Origin of the sequence: Salinimicrobium gaetbulicola (genome assembly GCF_042676025.1) — a bacterium.
In the GTDB taxonomy this organism is placed as follows: domain Bacteria; phylum Bacteroidota; class Bacteroidia; order Flavobacteriales; family Flavobacteriaceae; genus Salinimicrobium; species Salinimicrobium gaetbulicola.
Map to the genome: position 1 here is coordinate 551,198 of NZ_JBHTJP010000032.1, position 15,709 is coordinate 566,906.

A 15,709-nucleotide genomic window follows, 5' to 3' on the forward strand; every position below is an offset into this window, starting at 1 on the left:
CTAACGTTTGCCAGAAGAACACAGATCATCCTGGAGAAGCAAACTTCATGAAATTATTTATGAAGCGGATACTCGTGCAGGAAAATTATTTGATTTAGTCTTGCTTTTTGTGATAATCCTCTCCATTGTCCTGGTGATGCTGGAAAGTGTAAAGTCACTGAATGCACAGTATTTTGAATGGTTTTACAAAGCAGAATGGATTATTACTATTGCATTCACAATTGAGTACGTTCTTCGAATCATAACGGTCAAACGCCCCAAACACTACATATTTAGTTTCTACGGAATTGTAGACCTTCTATCCACAATCCCAACATATCTCACTTTGCTAGTTGGAGGACAGAATTTATTCTTAGCTGTTAGAGCTTTACGTTTATTAAGGGTCTTTAGGATTCTGAAGATCACCCGTTATATAGGTGAGTCCAACAAACTTGTACGTGCTTTAAAAGATAGCCGACCAAAGATCATGGTGTTTCTGTTTACCGTTTTGGTTTTGTGCATCATTATGGGAACGGTCATGCACCTTGTGGAAGGAGAACAAGGTGGCTTTGACAATATCCCCATCAGTATTTATTGGTGTATTGTAACCCTTACTACCGTTGGGTTTGGAGATATTCACCCCGTCACCCCTGCCGGTCAGGCTATTGCTTCGGTTATTATGATCTTAGGATATGGAATCATCGCTGTTCCAACCGGGATCGTAAGCGCAGAGTACACACGGGATATGAAAAATAACACTATTCCGGTACCTATTAATTCACAGGTGTGCCGAGTGTGTAACGAGTCAAAACATATGGATGACGCCAAGTATTGCCATAACTGCGGAAGTAAACTCAATGAATAAACCCAATTTAATTGTTATTGTAGGACCTACGGCGATCGGAAAAACCTCTTTAAGCCTGGATCTTGCCAGTCATTTTCAAACAGAGATCCTTTCTGCCGACTCAAGGCAATTCTTTAAAGAAATGAGCATTGGTACCGCAGCACCTACTCCAACAGAACTCTCTAAAGCGCCTCATCATTTCATTCACCATATTTCGATAGAAGATGATTATTCGGTAGGTGATTTTGAAAAAGAAGCTCTTACCAAATTGGAAGAACTTTTTCAAACTCACGATACTGTCATTATGGTTGGTGGTAGCGGGTTGTATGTGGATGCTGTCACCAAAGGACTTGATAAATTTCCGAAGGTGGACGAGTCTATCAGGGTAAATCTTAACCAGGAATTACATACAAAGGGTATAGAAAACCTTCAGCAGCAACTAAAAGAATTAGATCCTCAGTATTTTTCAGAAGCAGATATTCAAAATCCACACAGGCTGATTAGAGCGCTGGAAATTTGTATCGGCACAGGGAAACCTTACTCTTCCTTTAGAAAAAATGAAGCCGCAAAAAGGCCTTTTAACAATATTTTCATCGGTCTTGATGCTGAAAGACAGACAGTATATGACCGTATAAATCAAAGGGTGGATATAATGGCCCAGGAAGGCTTAATTGAAGAAGCCAGAAAGTTGTATGATAAACGTGGCCTCAATGCGCTGAATACGGTTGGTTATAAGGAATTATTCAAATATTTTGACGGGGAATGGAGCCAGGAACATGCCATTGAAGAGATCAAGAAGAACACACGCAGGTTTGCAAAGAGACAATTCACATGGTTCAGAAAGAACGAGCAGATAAACTGGTTCAATTATACAACCCCCAGCAAAGAAATAATCTCCTTTCTGGAAAGTAAAACGCAGAGCTAATCATTACGCACGATCGCTCGTCTCACATACTCTTTGTCTTCCCCGCTTAGTTTTATGGTGTACACCCCAGATTCATACATACTAAGATTCAGATCATAAAATCTCGTGACATCCTCAGGAAAATCCCTGGCAAATAAGAACCTGCCTCGAATATCAAAGACTTCAGCCCTGTTCAAAATGATTTCAGGAGAAGTAGTGATCTTAACATTACCACTTCCAGGATTAGGGTAAATGATCACGTACGGTAACGGATCTGCAGGTTCCTCTCCAATAAGCTCACAGAAACCTTTCGGGTCTTCTACCTTCACCCTGATCTCACATGCGCCCTCTTCATTTGGAGTTACATAATTGAAAATAATCGTTTGTTCGCCAATATCCTCACATCTAAATTCCTCCTTGCTCACCGAATATTGAATGGTTCCCGTGCCGCCGGTGAAAAGTGATCTTGCATCTAACCTAACATTCCTTCCTTCCTCCATCTGAAGGCTAATAGCATCAACACACTGTATACTTTCCCCAGGTTCTTCCGGAACTCTGACATTCAACAAAACCTCGCAACTGGATTCATTCCCGGAATCATCAAAAATCGTGAGGGTAATTATTTGTTCTCCTTCATCCTCTCTTGTGAAAGTTGATTTTGAAAGAGTCCTTGAAACAATTCCGCAATTATCTGTGGATCCTACATCAATCTCATCTACTGAAATACTTACTGACTCGTTATTCTCCAGATCGATCTCTAATGAACTAACACAGGCTACTTCCGGAGGAATATTATCTGCTACGGAAAGATTAAAATTACAGGAAGTTCTTTTTTCACCTTTTTGGACAGTCAAAGTAATTTGGGTAGTTGAAGTAATGATCTCTCCTGATGGTGGCTCCTGAGTTATCACAGCATCTTCCACAGACACCTGGGCCAAATCCCTGAAATCGGGCACTACATAAGAGCAATTGTCGTTCAATTCTCCAATTTGATCATCTGGACAAGTAATATTCAGAACTTCTTCTTCGGTCAACCGCAATATAAAAGAACAGGAAGCCGAATTCCCGGCATCATCAACCGCGGTGAGAAGGATTTCTGATGTTTCAGAAGTAATTATAGTATTAGGAGTCGGTTGCTGAGTTATGGTATAATTTCCGCAGTTTTCAAATACTTCGGTATTTGCTGAGAAATCGGGTAAAACAAATCCATTTTCAGGTTCCCAGGCAAATATGAGATCTCCTTTACAAGTGATTTCAGGTGCAGCCTGATCTTCAATTTTGAGGTGTACCACACATACATCGACATTGCCATACTCATCGGTCGCCCTGATCTCTACGGAAGAATTTTCAAATATCACAGTTCCCGCTGCAGGAGTTTGTTCAATGTCGGCTGAAATATTGGTGCTTACCCCAACTGTGAGATCAGGAATCTGCACAGAACAATTTTCATTCAGAGCTAAAATTTGTTCAGCAGCACATGATGTAATTTCTACCATAGGAACTTCTTCAGCTATTAAAACAATCTCAAACTGACAAGTATTGGTATTTCCCGAGGCATCGATTACAGTAAGAATTATTTCCCTGCTTTCAAAAATGACACTTCCGGGTGCCGGTTCCTGGATTACTTCAAAATCACAATTCTCTTCGACCATGGCAGAAGATCTGAAATCAGGAATTACAAATCCATCCCCTCCATTAAATGTAAATTCCTGATCACCGGGACAACTTATTGTAGGTGCAGTGGTGTCGTTCAGGATTATTTCAAAAGAACAGGTTGCCGTACTCCCATTTTCATCTTCCGCGAGATATTCGATCAGTGTCGATTCATAAATTTCGGTTCCCGGTGCCGGAATCTGGACAATGTCAGCTGAATGATTGGTCGTGATCTCAGAAGTATAGTCTACCAGAATATAACTGCAGTTATCATTTAATTCTACTATTCTGGAAGCGGGACATTCAGTTATTTCCAATGCATCTTCTTGAAAAGTAAGCCTAAAAGCACATTCCTGAGACCTGTTCCCGGATGCATCTTCGGCTATAAAACTAATTTCAGAAGATTCAGTAATACTAGTTCCCGGCGCAGGCTCCTGAATAATTGAAATATCTGAAGAACAATCGTTCACGGAAACCGTACTTCTATAATCAGGTAACACGAAAACTTCTCCAAAACTGAGGGTTTCAAAAATGTCATTTCCGCAACTGATCTCCGGAGGAGTATTATCTTCTATTGAAATAGTCATATTACAGCTTGCGGAATTTCCTGCGGCGTCAACTGCTTTGATCTCGACTGAGGACTGTGAATCAATAAGAGTTCCGGCTGGTGGAGTTTGGGTTATGTCAGCCTCAATATTGGTCGAAATTTGTTCGCTGAGATCAGGGATCTCCACCACGCAGTCGGTATTTAAGTATAAGACAATTTCTGAAGGGCATGAGGTGATTTCTACAGTTGGTTCCACCACCTCTGTCAGGTTGACTAAGAATTCACAGTCACTTCTGTTCCCACGGCTATCGATGGCGGAGATCACTAAATTTTGACTTTCAAAAATGACACTTCCGGGTGCCGGTTCCTGGATTACTTCAAAACCACAATTATCTGAAATCTCTGTCAATGGTCGGAAATCAGGAATAACAAACCCGTCATTCCCATTAAATGTAAATTCCTGATCACCGGGACAACTTATGAAAGGCACGGTAGTGTCTTCAAGGGTCAGTTCAACAGAACAGGTTGCTGTATTCCCATTTTCATCTTCCGCGCGAAATTCGATAATTGTCGATTCGTAAATTTCAGTTCCCGGTGCCGGAACCTGAAGAATTTCAGCTGGATGATTGGTTGTGACCTCAGAAGTATAGTCTACCAGAATATAACTGCAATTATCATTTACTTCAGCTATTTTGGAAGCTGGACATTCAGTTATTTCCAATGCATCTTCCTGAAAAGTAAGCCTAAAAGCACATTCCTGAGACCTGTTCCCGGATGCATCTTCGGCTATAAAACTAATTTCAGAAGATTCAGTAATACTCGTTCCCGGCGCAGGCTCCTGAATAATTGAAATATCTGAAGAACAATCGTTCACGGAAACCGTACTTCTATAATCAGGCAAAACGAAATCTTCTCCAAAAATAAGGGTTTCAAAAATGTCATTTCCGCAACTGATCTCCGGAGGAGTATTATCTTCTATTATGATGGTCACATTACAACTCGCGGAATTGCCTGCGGCGTCAACTGCAGTGATCTCGACGGAGGACTGTGAATCAATAAAAGTTCCGGCTGGCGGAGTTTGGGTTATAACAGCCTCAATATTGGTCGAAATTTGTTCGCTGAGATCAGGGATCTCTGCCAAACAGTCGGTATTTGAGTATAAGACAATTTCCGAAGAGCATGAAGTGATTTCTACAGTTGGTTCAATTACTTCTGTCAGGTTCAGCAAGAATTCACAGTCACTTCTGTTCCCCCAGCTATCGATCGCGGAGATCATTACATTTTGGCTCACGAATAGAACAGTTCCCGCAACGGGTTCCTGTATCACCTCATAGCTACAGTTATCTGTTATTGAAATTTCTGATGTATAATCTGGTACCACAAATCCTGTTTCCGAATCAAATGAATATTGTTTTTCACCAGGGCAGGTAAGCTGTGGAACAGTCGAATCGAAAAGATCAAGCTTAAAGCTACATTCTACAATATTCCCTAAATCATCCTCAGCAGTAATTATAATCTGCGTATCCTCTGTAATTTGAGTTCCGGGAGCTGGCATTTGTGAGATCGTTGCACTGTGATTGGTTGAAACTTCAGAAGTATAGTCCATAATCGTAAACCCGCAACTCTCATCGACCTCAAAACTTTTATTGGCAGGACAATCAGTGATCAATAAATCTTCCTTTTCAAGGATCAGGTTGAAAGTACATGCTTCGGAAACATTTCCTGCTTCATCCTCTGCCAGGATCTGGATAGTTGAAGTCTCAGTGACAACAGTTCCTTCAGGTGGATCCTGGGTAATGACAATTTCTTCAGAACAATCTGAAAGGGAAACCAGCGAACGATAATCAGCCAGAACAAATTCGGTAGTAGAGATGACTTCCACCTGGTCTGTGGGACATTCGATTATTTCCGGCGGACTTTTATCTAGTAGGCTAACCAAAAAACTACACTGGGCAGTATTTCCAGCCCCGTCTATTGCATTATACCTAACAGAGGTGGTTCCCAAAGTGAAAAAATCGCCCGGTGCAGGACCCTCAGATAATTCAATAGTTACTTCACCGGAATTGTCTGAAACCTCAGGCAAAGTATAATTGACTATTTGCCCACAATCCCCGTTTTCAACATCTATAATGATCTGATCAGGGCAAGTAATTATAGGAGGTTCAATATCTGCACTTTCTGTAATTATAATTTTAAAATCACAGGTGATACTATTTTCAGAGCCATCTGTAACTTTATAAGTGTTTATAGTTAAGCCGATTGGAAATTCACTTCCAGAAGGCAGACCTGCGATTTGTTCCAAAGTAATTCCGGAGCAGTTATCTGAAATCACGGGAAGATCATAGTTTACAACTTTGCCCGAAACCCCAAAATCAACGGTAAATTCCAGGTCTTGAGGACATTCAATAACCGGTAATTCTACATCTTTTACAATGACACTAAAACTACATGAGGTCTTGTTTCCCTGATCATCAATTGCCTCAAAAACCATTGAATGCTCTCCGGCCCTAAAATATGAGCCTGAAGAAAGACCTTCGGTCTGCGAAACTTCAACACTCCCGGATTCATCAAACGCTGAAGGCACCGTAAAGGACACCACTGTACCACATTCTCCTTGATCTGTATTAAATTCCAATGATGAAGGACAGTCTGTGAATTGGGGCGGCAGATCCTCCCCTCCATTGACAATGATCTTAAAACTGCAGACCGAGGTATTTCCGGCCCCATCGGTAGCTGTAAATTCAATTAGGTGTTCCCTGGCTTCAAACTCACTTCCGGAAGGCAAACCCTTGGTTTGAGTAAGGGTTACAAAGCATTTATCTGAAGCTACAGCACTGGGAAAGTTTACAATGGTAGAGATCTCCCCCGAAGCTAAATCTATTTCAATGTCTTCATTACAGGTGATCTCAGGAGCTTCAGCTGCGTCAAAAGTGGGAATTCTTTTATAGATCTCAAGATCGAATTCTATTCTGGACGGGGTATAACCAAAGAACGGCGCGTAACTTCCGAAGATATCGGCATTATCCACGTAGAAGTTTTCACAAGAATCAAAGGCAAGATCAACAGGAAAATCAATTCGGTCGACAAGACTGGTGACTTGATCTCCTGCCACATTAAATACTTTCACATAGAAATCTTCATTCTGGATACCGAACATCATTTGCTCTGAGATAGCCAGAAGATCTCCAAAGGCCAGGGTTTCAAAATTTATAAAATCACTGAATTCCAAACGGTTCCCGTATTCCAGAACATGCACAAAATCATACCCATCAACTACCACGCTACCAGGAGAGACAATCCCGGGCAACTGGCCTGTTTTATTAAGGTTCGCATCAAGAAGAATTACAGAAGCCGAAGCAGTACCTGCCTGGCTCACGTAAACCGTTCCTGAAGAATTCACAGCGATCCTGATAGGTAATTCAACATTTTCATTTTCTTTCAATACGGCATGAGATTCCTTGTCATAAATTCGGATCCTGCTGAAGGTGCTTCCTTTTTCAGGACCTTGTAAACCATCGTAATATTCCGCAACGTAGACCTTATTATCTTTAACATCTAACCCCAAGGGCCTGTAAAATGAGCTGTAAATGGTCCTTTCCGGAAGGTAAGTACCCGAGGGATCAAATACCCTTATCTTTCCGTTATCGGTAAAGGTTTCACCTGCAGCCAAATAATCGGCTATATAAAAATAACCCTCCCCATCTATAGCAATATCCCGAGGACTGTCCAGCTGAGAAGCCGGTATAACACCTGCTTGTATTAAATTACCCTGAGAATCTCTTTTATCTACCCCTTTTCCGAAGGTAAGAGTATATACATGACCATCTGGACCAGTTGCAATTGCAATGGTAAGATCCTGGTAATTTAAATCCCCGGCAGTAACAGTTGGCAGATCGACCTTTGATAAGAATTGAAAGCCTGGGGTGGTATTGTAGAAATCCTGGGCAAATAGAATCGTGGAATTAATCAGGAAGAAAACCCAAAAAAAGGAAATTCGTGCTACCCCAGATGAGGGTAGACAACAAAATTTCAAGTGTAGATTATTTTTGGGGACCTCACTCATTCTGTGGTGGTTATACACTAAATATAACCTAATGCAGAGTAAGGGAGGGTGAAGAAAATGTTAACACACAAAACATTATCACGACAGGCAGCTGCCGTGATAAGGTTTTGTTAGAAACTGAAAAGTGATTTATAAGTTAGCTTTGAGCTTCCTCTTTATTTCTAATCACCAATCTAAATCCTTCCCCATGAATGTTAAGGATTTCTACATTCTCATCCTTTTTAAGGTACTTTCTTAGTTTGGCAATGTAAACATCCATACTACGAGAGGTAAAATAGTTATCATCTCTCCAGATCTTTGTAAGCGCCAATTCTCTTGGCATAAGATCATTTTCATGAAGTGCCAGTAAACGCAATAGTTCGTTTTCTTTAGGTGACAGCTTGGAAGGTTCCTCATCTTTAAAAGTAAGGAATCTTAGTTTTGAATTCAGATGGAAATCTCCAATCTGGAACTCAAATTGTTTACTGTCCGCGACACTATCAGTGGCTTTACGCTGCATGATTGCTTTGATCTTCATTAATAGAACCTCACTATCGAAAGGTTTATTAAGGTAATCATCTGCCCCTACTTTGTACCCCTTTAAAACATCTTCTTTCATAGCCTTGGCAGTAAGGAAGATGATAGGAATTTCTTCATTTTTTTCTCTGATCTCTTTTGCAAGAGTGAAACCATCTTTATAAGGCATCATCACGTCAAGAATACAAAGATCGAAATCATCTTTTTTGAATTTTTCGAATCCTTCCATTCCATTTTTGGCATGAGTGACCTCATAGTCATTCATTGCCAGGTAATCTTTTAGTACCGTTCCAAAATTTGGATCGTCTTCAACTAGTAGAATCTTCTTATTTTCAGTTTCCATAAATTAAGATATTAGTGGTAGTTTAATTATAAATGTACTTCCTTTTCCTTTCTCGCTTTCCACGCTAATAGTTCCCTGGTGGTCATCGAGAATTCTTTTAACGTAAGCCAGGCCAAGGCCATGACCTTTAACGTTATGGATGTCTCCGGTGTGTTCGCGATAAAACTTTTCAAAAACCTTTTTCTGAACAGGTCGCGTCATTCCGCTTCCCTGATCTCTTATTTTCATCACGATATAGTTCTTCACATTCTCTGTGTAGATGTCCACTTTGGGATCTTCGGGAGAATATTTTACGGCATTATCCAGTATGTTGACAATAACGTTTGTAAAATGTGTAGAGTTTGCCAGGATAGAAGATTTCAACGCTCCAAAGTGGGTCTTAATATAACCACCCCTGTCTTCAACAATCAATTCGACATGTGTGATAGCCTCCTCAATCAATTCATGCATATCAAGACGCTCTTTCTTGAGATCTAACTCGTTCTTTTCAAGTCTTGATATTCGAAGAACATTTTCTACCTGGGCGTGCATTCTTTTATTCTCGTCCCTTATCATTCGGTGATAATGAGAGACCTTGGCTGGATCATTCATGACCTTCGGATTTTTTATCGCATCCAAAGCCAGGTTAATGGTGGCTATAGGTGTTTTAAATTCGTGGGTCATATTATTTATAAAATCGGTTTTTATTTCTGATATCTGTCGCTGTCTTATCAATTGTGATAATGCACTTGAATAAGCTATCACGATGATGAGGGTAAAAATGATCGATAAGGTCGCCATTAATGTTATGGACGACAGTACTACCTGTTTCTTTTCGGTGAAATTGACAAACAATTGATAGTCATTTTCCCCATTATCTGTTGAGAACAACGGTACTCTATATGTTGTTTTCGAATTCAATTTGAAATCTTCTGAACGAACTTTAGTGGCGAGCCCGTTTCCGTAAATACCATATTCAAAAGAGGTGTTCATTCCCCTGTTTTTGAGTTCCCGGTTTATAAGGCTTTCAAGGTATTGCTTGGAAACCCGTTTATGAACCGGCATTTTGCTGGTATATTCGCTCACGGTGGAACGTATAAACTCCTTTTCCACATCTTTCATCCGAAAAATGCGGTTAATCCTGTTGGGGGTGGAGAGCGAATTATCGTTCAGACTATCGTTTTTTACCAACTTTGAAACTTTCGTGTTGATCAGCTTTTTAAAGTGGATAGTATCAATAGATGCATCCAAAAAAGCTGTTGAAAGTTTGTAATCTTCTTCAATAATACCATGCGAATAAACATAGATCTCGTTTGAGAATTCATCTCGCTGTACTTGAAAAATCTCACTCATAATGGAACTGTCAGGTTGAACACCTAAACTGTCCACTACGTCCTGCATTGCAAAATAGTAGTTCTCAAGTTCATTGTTTTCGACTTCACTTGCTACTCTGCGCAGTATTTGTTTGGCGTTGAAAGAAAATTGTTCTTCTTTACTTTCAACGGTGTTTTTTATCCAATAACCCTGAACAAATATAATTCCTATTAGAGAGAGGCTCATGAGAACCACCAAAAGAAAAAATACCTTTTTGTTCATAACTCAAAAGTATGATTTTAACATTTAGCGAATTAACCATTTAACCAAAAGTTAACAAAAGAATGCCCTATTTATGCGCTCTTCCGCATTAAATCATGGATTTTCCGTACATTCTCACGGGTTTCAGAGAGGTCTTTATTCTCTATAATGAAGTCTGCAAACTGAGCTTTTTTTTCGTCTGACCATTGGTTGTTCATTCTAGCCTGAATTTCTTCGGCAGATGCTTTATCACGCTTTTGCAAACGCATTAATTTCACCTCTAAAGGAGCGGTAATCAGCAGGTTATAATCACATTTCTTATATCCGCCTTTTTCGAAAAGAATGGCTGCCTCATACACCACATAGTCTGAATCTTGCTGATCTTTCCACGTTAAGAAGTGTTTTCCTACGGCAGGATGAACGATCGAATTTAATTTTTCCAGAAGATCACGATCATTAAAAACCCTGGAAGCTAAGAATTGTCGATCTAAAACACCATTCTTATATGCAACATCCCCAAAGATCTCTTTAATTTGAAGTTGAATTTCAGGATCAGAGTTCATGAGTTTTTTAGCTTCATCATCAGCAATATAGACCGGTATTCCCAATTCCCTAAAAAAACCGGCAACCGTGGTTTTACCACTTCCAATCCCTCCTGTTAGTCCCAGTACTTTCATTTTTTAATTATAAACTGGATCCTTTTTTCGTTAAGACGATGATTAGTTGTAAAAGCGGGCTTTTTGGAAATTTCCGGAATCAGGAAATCCTGGTTTCCCTGCAATTTGGAAAAATCAGCCACTACTCTAAAATCTGAAGCATTTACTTTACTGTAATCATTCAAGACCACCTGAAAGAATAACAAGGTCTGCTTCGGAAAAATGACTACGTTTAGCCCTTCCGGAACATTTATTAATTCAATCGGTACATCCACGCTACCTTCTGTGAATTTTTCAACATCAAGCATATATTCAACTTCCGGAGTATAAATGGTAAGATCTTTTAAGCCAGAGGTATCAATCTCTATACTTCCATCCAGGTCATCGTTTACTTTTTGAAGCTTAAGATCACGTGTGGTCAACCGGGTGAGGGTATCCAAAAGCTTGCGGGGCCCGCTTACAGTTACCGAATCGGGCTGAATACTGAGTGTCTCTATGGATGAATAACCAGCTGCAAAATTCACCTCGATGTTAGAAATTACAGGAAGTATCTTTTCTTCCTTTTGTTGAAACTGTATGGATAACACATCTTTCACGAACTGACTGTCCTCAAAATCAATATTTAATTGAGAAAGGATCTCATTTCGGTTTTCATCAATAAAATAAAGCAATTTACCGTCCTGTTCCACAGATTTAGAAACGTCTATATACAAAGTGGGTGGAAACAATGAAAACCATGCGATCTTAAACCCGTTCTCTTCCATGCGTAATTTTAGCACCGAAGGATTATCAGGACTCAAAAGTTTATCGGGAGGAATATTGACATAACTCACGGGAATGTCAATGATCTCATTGTATTGCTTGGAAAACTGAACAAAGATCCAGATCACCACCGCAAAAAATAGAAAAAAGAAAAACGAGTTGAAATTGGTCTTTTTAAACCGGGTTTTGGTTAAGGCCTTCAGTCTTTTTAGCATCTTTAAAAAATAACTTCGGAAACCTCTTTTCTGGGGCTTCATTGAGAATTCTAAGATAGTAGGAAGAACGGCAGAAACCAAACCCATATCCTAAAAATTGCACCAGAGTCGCCCAAACCGAATAGGCTGCGATCTCTAAACTCAAGTTCTGCAACAGGGAATGGAAAAAAATGATCACAAAATAAATTCCGTAGAAAAACAATAACTGGGGAAAACCAAACAAGGCAAGCAGCAAACTTAAGACCAATCCTGCCATAAAAACACTTGGAAACCAAAAGGTAAGCTTTTTAGAATCTGGGTGCCATTTATTCAGCACCGGCCGCACCAAACCGAATTTATATACCTGCTGATAGAACTTAGTCCAATCAATTCTTCTTTTATGATAAACATATGCTCCCGGAAAAAGACAGGTTTCATACCCATTTTCTAAAAGTCGCAGAGCAAGATCGGGATCCTCTCCCGGGTGAATTCGCCCAAAACCTTCAGAAGCTTCAAAGGCTTCCCGAGACAATCCCATATTAAAACTTCTGGGTTGAAACTTCCCAATGCTTCGCTTCCCCCCTCTCAATCCGCCGGTCGTTAAGAAAGAGGTCATGGAATAATTGATCGCCTTTTGGATGGGTGAAAAATCCCCGTGCGCCGCATCTGGCCCTCCAAAACAATGAACAAAATGCTGTTTTAAAGATTTGTCGACTTCTGACAGGTAATAAGGAGGCAGGATCACATCTGAGTCTAAAATGAGAAAATAATTACCTTTTGCCCTTTTCATTCCATAATTCCTGGAGTCACCCGGCCCGGAATTGGGTTTCATGAAATAACTAATGGTCAAATCCTCAGCAAAACCATCCACAATATCCTTGGCAGGAACTGTAGATCCATCCTCTACGATCACCACTTCGAAGGGCCGGTCGAATTTCAACTGCCGCATGCTTTCCAAAAGTTCCTTGATCTCAATGGGCCTGTTAAAAACCGGAATTATGAATGAGTAGGTTATTTCCATATCACAAATGTATTAAAGAAATCATTCGCTTAAGCCCTAAAAAAACAAAGGGTCGCAAAAATTAAATTTTACGACCCTTCAAATATGTAGTTTGAATTAGCTTATTTTTCCTGTCCTTTTACAAAGGCTTCCATTACCTGCTGGCTAACTCCCATGTTTGAGAATCCTCCATCATTATACAGGTTTTGTAGAGTTACTCTTTTAGTAAGGTCTGAGAAAAGAGTCACGATATAATTGGCACAATCCATTCCAGTAGCGTTTCCTAGCGGCGACATCTCATCTGCATACGCGATGAATCCGTCGAAACCTTTCACTCCCTGTCCGGCAGTAGTTGGAGTTGGAGATTGTGAAATGGTGTTTACACGTACTTTCTTTTCTTTTCCGAAGAAATACCCGAAACTACGGGCAATAGACTCCAAATAGGCTTTATTGTCTGCCATATCGTTGTAATCAGGGAAAACCTTTTGAGCAGCGATATAAGAAAGAGCCATAATGCTCCCCCACTCGTTCATAGCGTCCTTCTTGTAAAGGCTTTGCATGGTCTTATGAAAAGAAACCGCCGAAACATCCCACCCTTTAGTGGTATAATCGTAGTTCATTTCAGTATAATGATTCCCTTTTCTTACGTTCACAGACATCCCAATAGAATGCAATACGAAATCAAGTTTTCCACCAAGGATCTCCATGGCCTTTTCCACCAGGTTATCAAGATCTTCTACACTCGTCGCATCAGCAGGAATGATCTCAGCACCAGTCTTTTCAGCAAGTTCTTTGATATTTCCCATTCTCATGGCAATAGGCGCGTTCGTTAAAACAAATTCTCCGCCTTCTTCGTGGATACGCTCAGCAGTTTTCCAGGCAATCGAGTTTTCATCCAAGGCACCAAAGATGATCCCTTTTTTTCCTTTCAGTAGATTATATGACATGGTATATTTTTTTGGTTTCTGTTAAGCGGGTAAATATAATAAACATCTTTTAATTAAGAAGCGCTTTTGCATGTGCCACGGCCGAATCGCTAATGTTCTTTCCGCCAAGCATCATGGCAAGTTCTTCAACCCGCTCTTCTCCTTTTAATTCCTTAATATTGGTTATGGTGCTATGAGCAGCGTCTTCCTTATAGATCTTGAAATGAGACCCTCCTTTTCCGGCGATCTGCGGAAGGTGAGTAATGGCAATAACCTGCATGACATTCCCCATTTTTTGAAGGATACCAGCCATTTTTTGCGCGATATCTCCCGAAACTCCCGTGTCTATCTCATCAAAAATGATGGTAGGCAGTTTACTGTATGTCGCTAAAATGCTTTTTACGGCCAGCATGATCCTGGATAACTCCCCTCCTGAAGCCGCTTTTTTAATATCGTTATAACTACCTCCTTTATTCGCGGAAAGCAGCCAGTTCAATTTATCATGACCATTCGGGAAAAATTCCTCCTGTGGCTCCAGCTCTATCTTTAAGGTGGCATTCGGCATTCCAAGATCTGCCAAAATGGTCTCGATCTCTTTTATGAACTTCGGAATGACGGCCTTTCGCGAAGCGTGGATTTTGTTCGCCTGCACCCGTAATTTTTCCTTTTGAAGGGAAATGGCTTTTTCAGCTTTTTCGATCTCCGCATCGGCATTTTCTGAAACCGAAACCTTTTGAGCCAGCTCATCCTGGATTTGTTTCAGCTCTTCAACAGTAGAAACCATATGCTTCTTCTGAAGATTATATAACACCTGTAGCTTATCATTAACCTGCGCAAGCTCTTCAGGGTTGGCTTCAACTTTATCAAGAGAAGTTTCGAGTTCCACCGCGATATCATCCAGCTCAATATTCACACTTTGTAAACGCTCGTATAATTGCTGGTAGGTCGTAGAAATTCCCGCGATACGCTGCAGGTTATTACGCGCTTCTTTCAATGCCGCTGCAGCACCAATTTCTTCCTGCTGTATATAATTCACCGCGCTGCCTAGCTGTTCGGTCAACTGCTCCACATTGCTTAGCTCTTCATATCGTTCTTCCAGCTCTTCCTGCATTCCAGCTGCAAGCTTGGCTTGTTGCAGCTCTGTCAAAAGGAATAAATTATAATCGTATTCTTTGGTAGCCTGTGCCTGCTCCTCTTTTAGATCATGTAATTGCTTCTGAAGCTTTTTTAATTCCTTCAGAGATTCCCTGTAAGCTTTAATTTCCTCGGAATTTTTCGCAAGCGAATCGATCACCAAAAATTGATAATCATTATCACCCAGGCTCAATGTCTCATGCTGACTGTGAATATCCAGTAAACGTTCCCCCAACACCTGAAGTGAAGAAAGGTTTGCAGGCGTGTCATTGATAAAGGCCCTTGACTTTCCCGAAGGAAGGATCTCTCTCCTTATAATAGTCTGGGATTCATAATCAAGATCTTCCGCAGCAAAAAGCGATTGTAACTCATAAGGAGCTATATTGAATGTCCCTTCGATCACACATTTCTTATCCTGATCACGAATGGCACTAAAATCGGCTCTTTTCCCCAATAACAGGGAAAGTGCTCCCAGCATAATGGATTTTCCCGCCCCGGTTTCCCCGGTAATAATGGTAAAGCCACTCTGAAGATTCATTTGAATATCCTCAATAAGGGCGTAGTTTTTTATTGAAAGCGTTGTTAGCAAGAGAATTGAAATTTGAGGTAAAGATACGGGAGAAATTATTCCGAA

General features: G+C 40.4%; 10 protein-coding genes. 2 read left to right on the plus strand and 8 right to left on the minus strand.

Annotated elements, in window-relative coordinates; all coding sequences use genetic code 11:
• Positions 1-7: 7 nt before the first annotated feature.
• Positions 8-844: an ion transporter gene (locus tag ACFQ1G_RS03935; RefSeq protein WP_380736969.1), complete on the plus strand. Its 837-nt coding sequence runs from the start codon at positions 8-10 to the stop codon at positions 842-844.
• On the plus strand, positions 798-1,748 hold the full coding sequence (miaA, locus tag ACFQ1G_RS03940; RefSeq protein ID WP_380736970.1) for a tRNA (adenosine(37)-N6)-dimethylallyltransferase MiaA: 951 nt from the start codon (positions 798-800) through the stop codon (positions 1,746-1,748). The genes ACFQ1G_RS03935 and miaA overlap by 47 nt, the downstream gene beginning before the upstream one ends.
• Here the strand turns inward: miaA and ACFQ1G_RS03945 are convergent.
• The 8 genes from ACFQ1G_RS03945 to recN all read right to left on the minus strand — a co-directional run bounded on the left by ACFQ1G_RS03945 (position 1,745) and on the right by recN (position 15,664).
• On the minus strand, positions 1,745-7,990 hold the full coding sequence (locus ACFQ1G_RS03945; RefSeq protein WP_380736971.1) for an HYR domain-containing protein: 6,246 nt from the start codon (positions 7,988-7,990) through the stop codon (positions 1,745-1,747). The two genes, miaA and ACFQ1G_RS03945, sit on opposite strands and share 4 nt — an antisense overlap.
• Before the next feature lie 136 nt (positions 7,991-8,126).
• Positions 8,127-8,849 carry a response regulator transcription factor gene (locus tag ACFQ1G_RS03950; RefSeq protein ID WP_380736972.1) on the minus strand — a complete coding sequence of 241 codons (723 nt, stop codon included), beginning with the start codon at positions 8,847-8,849 and terminating at the stop codon, positions 8,127-8,129.
• A 3-nt stretch (positions 8,850-8,852) separates the two neighbouring features.
• Positions 8,853-10,424, minus strand: coding sequence for a sensor histidine kinase (locus tag ACFQ1G_RS03955; RefSeq protein ID WP_380736973.1), 1,572 nt, complete (start codon positions 10,422-10,424; stop codon positions 8,853-8,855).
• A 71-nt stretch (positions 10,425-10,495) separates the two neighbouring features.
• Positions 10,496-11,080 (minus strand): dephospho-CoA kinase, encoded by a 585-nt coding sequence (coaE, locus tag ACFQ1G_RS03960; protein WP_380736974.1) that lies wholly within the window; start codon positions 11,078-11,080, stop codon positions 10,496-10,498.
• Positions 11,077-12,036 carry a YbbR-like domain-containing protein gene (locus ACFQ1G_RS03965; protein ID WP_380736975.1) on the minus strand — a complete coding sequence of 320 codons (960 nt, stop codon included), beginning with the start codon at positions 12,034-12,036 and terminating at the stop codon, positions 11,077-11,079. The genes coaE and ACFQ1G_RS03965 overlap by 4 nt, the downstream gene beginning before the upstream one ends.
• Positions 11,996-13,036, minus strand: coding sequence for a glycosyltransferase (locus ACFQ1G_RS03970; RefSeq protein WP_380736976.1), 1,041 nt, complete (start codon positions 13,034-13,036; stop codon positions 11,996-11,998). The genes ACFQ1G_RS03965 and ACFQ1G_RS03970 overlap by 41 nt, the downstream gene beginning before the upstream one ends.
• Positions 13,037-13,137: 101 nt before the next feature.
• Complete coding sequence (locus ACFQ1G_RS03975) at positions 13,138-13,962, minus strand: enoyl-ACP reductase FabI (protein ID WP_380736977.1); 825 nt, start codon at positions 13,960-13,962, stop codon at positions 13,138-13,140.
• Positions 13,963-14,011: 49 nt separating this feature from the next.
• Entirely contained in the window at positions 14,012-15,664 is a 1,653-nt protein-coding gene (gene recN, locus ACFQ1G_RS03980; protein WP_380736978.1) for a DNA repair protein RecN, read from the minus strand.
• Positions 15,665-15,709 lie beyond the last annotated feature (45 nt).

Coding starts and splice junctions, on each gene's coding strand:
- ACFQ1G_RS03945 (WP_380736971.1), bottom strand. CDS start 7,990: ATGAGTGAGGTCCCCAAAAATAATCTACACTTGAAATTTTGTTGTCTA.
- ACFQ1G_RS03955 (WP_380736973.1), bottom strand. CDS start 10,424: ATGAACAAAAAGGTATTTTTTCTTTTGGTGGTTCTCATGAGCCTCTCT.
- ACFQ1G_RS03975 (WP_380736977.1), bottom strand. CDS start 13,962: ATGTCATATAATCTACTGAAAGGAAAAAAAGGGATCATCTTTGGTGCC.
- coaE (WP_380736974.1), bottom strand. CDS start 11,080: ATGAAAGTACTGGGACTAACAGGAGGGATTGGAAGTGGTAAAACCACG.
- ACFQ1G_RS03950 (WP_380736972.1), bottom strand. CDS start 8,849: ATGGAAACTGAAAATAAGAAGATTCTACTAGTTGAAGACGATCCAAAT.
- ACFQ1G_RS03965 (WP_380736975.1), bottom strand. CDS start 12,036: ATGCTAAAAAGACTGAAGGCCTTAACCAAAACCCGGTTTAAAAAGACC.
- ACFQ1G_RS03970 (WP_380736976.1), bottom strand. CDS start 13,036: ATGGAAATAACCTACTCATTCATAATTCCGGTTTTTAACAGGCCCATT.
- miaA (WP_380736970.1), top strand. CDS start 798: ATGACGCCAAGTATTGCCATAACTGCGGAAGTAAACTCAATGAATAAA.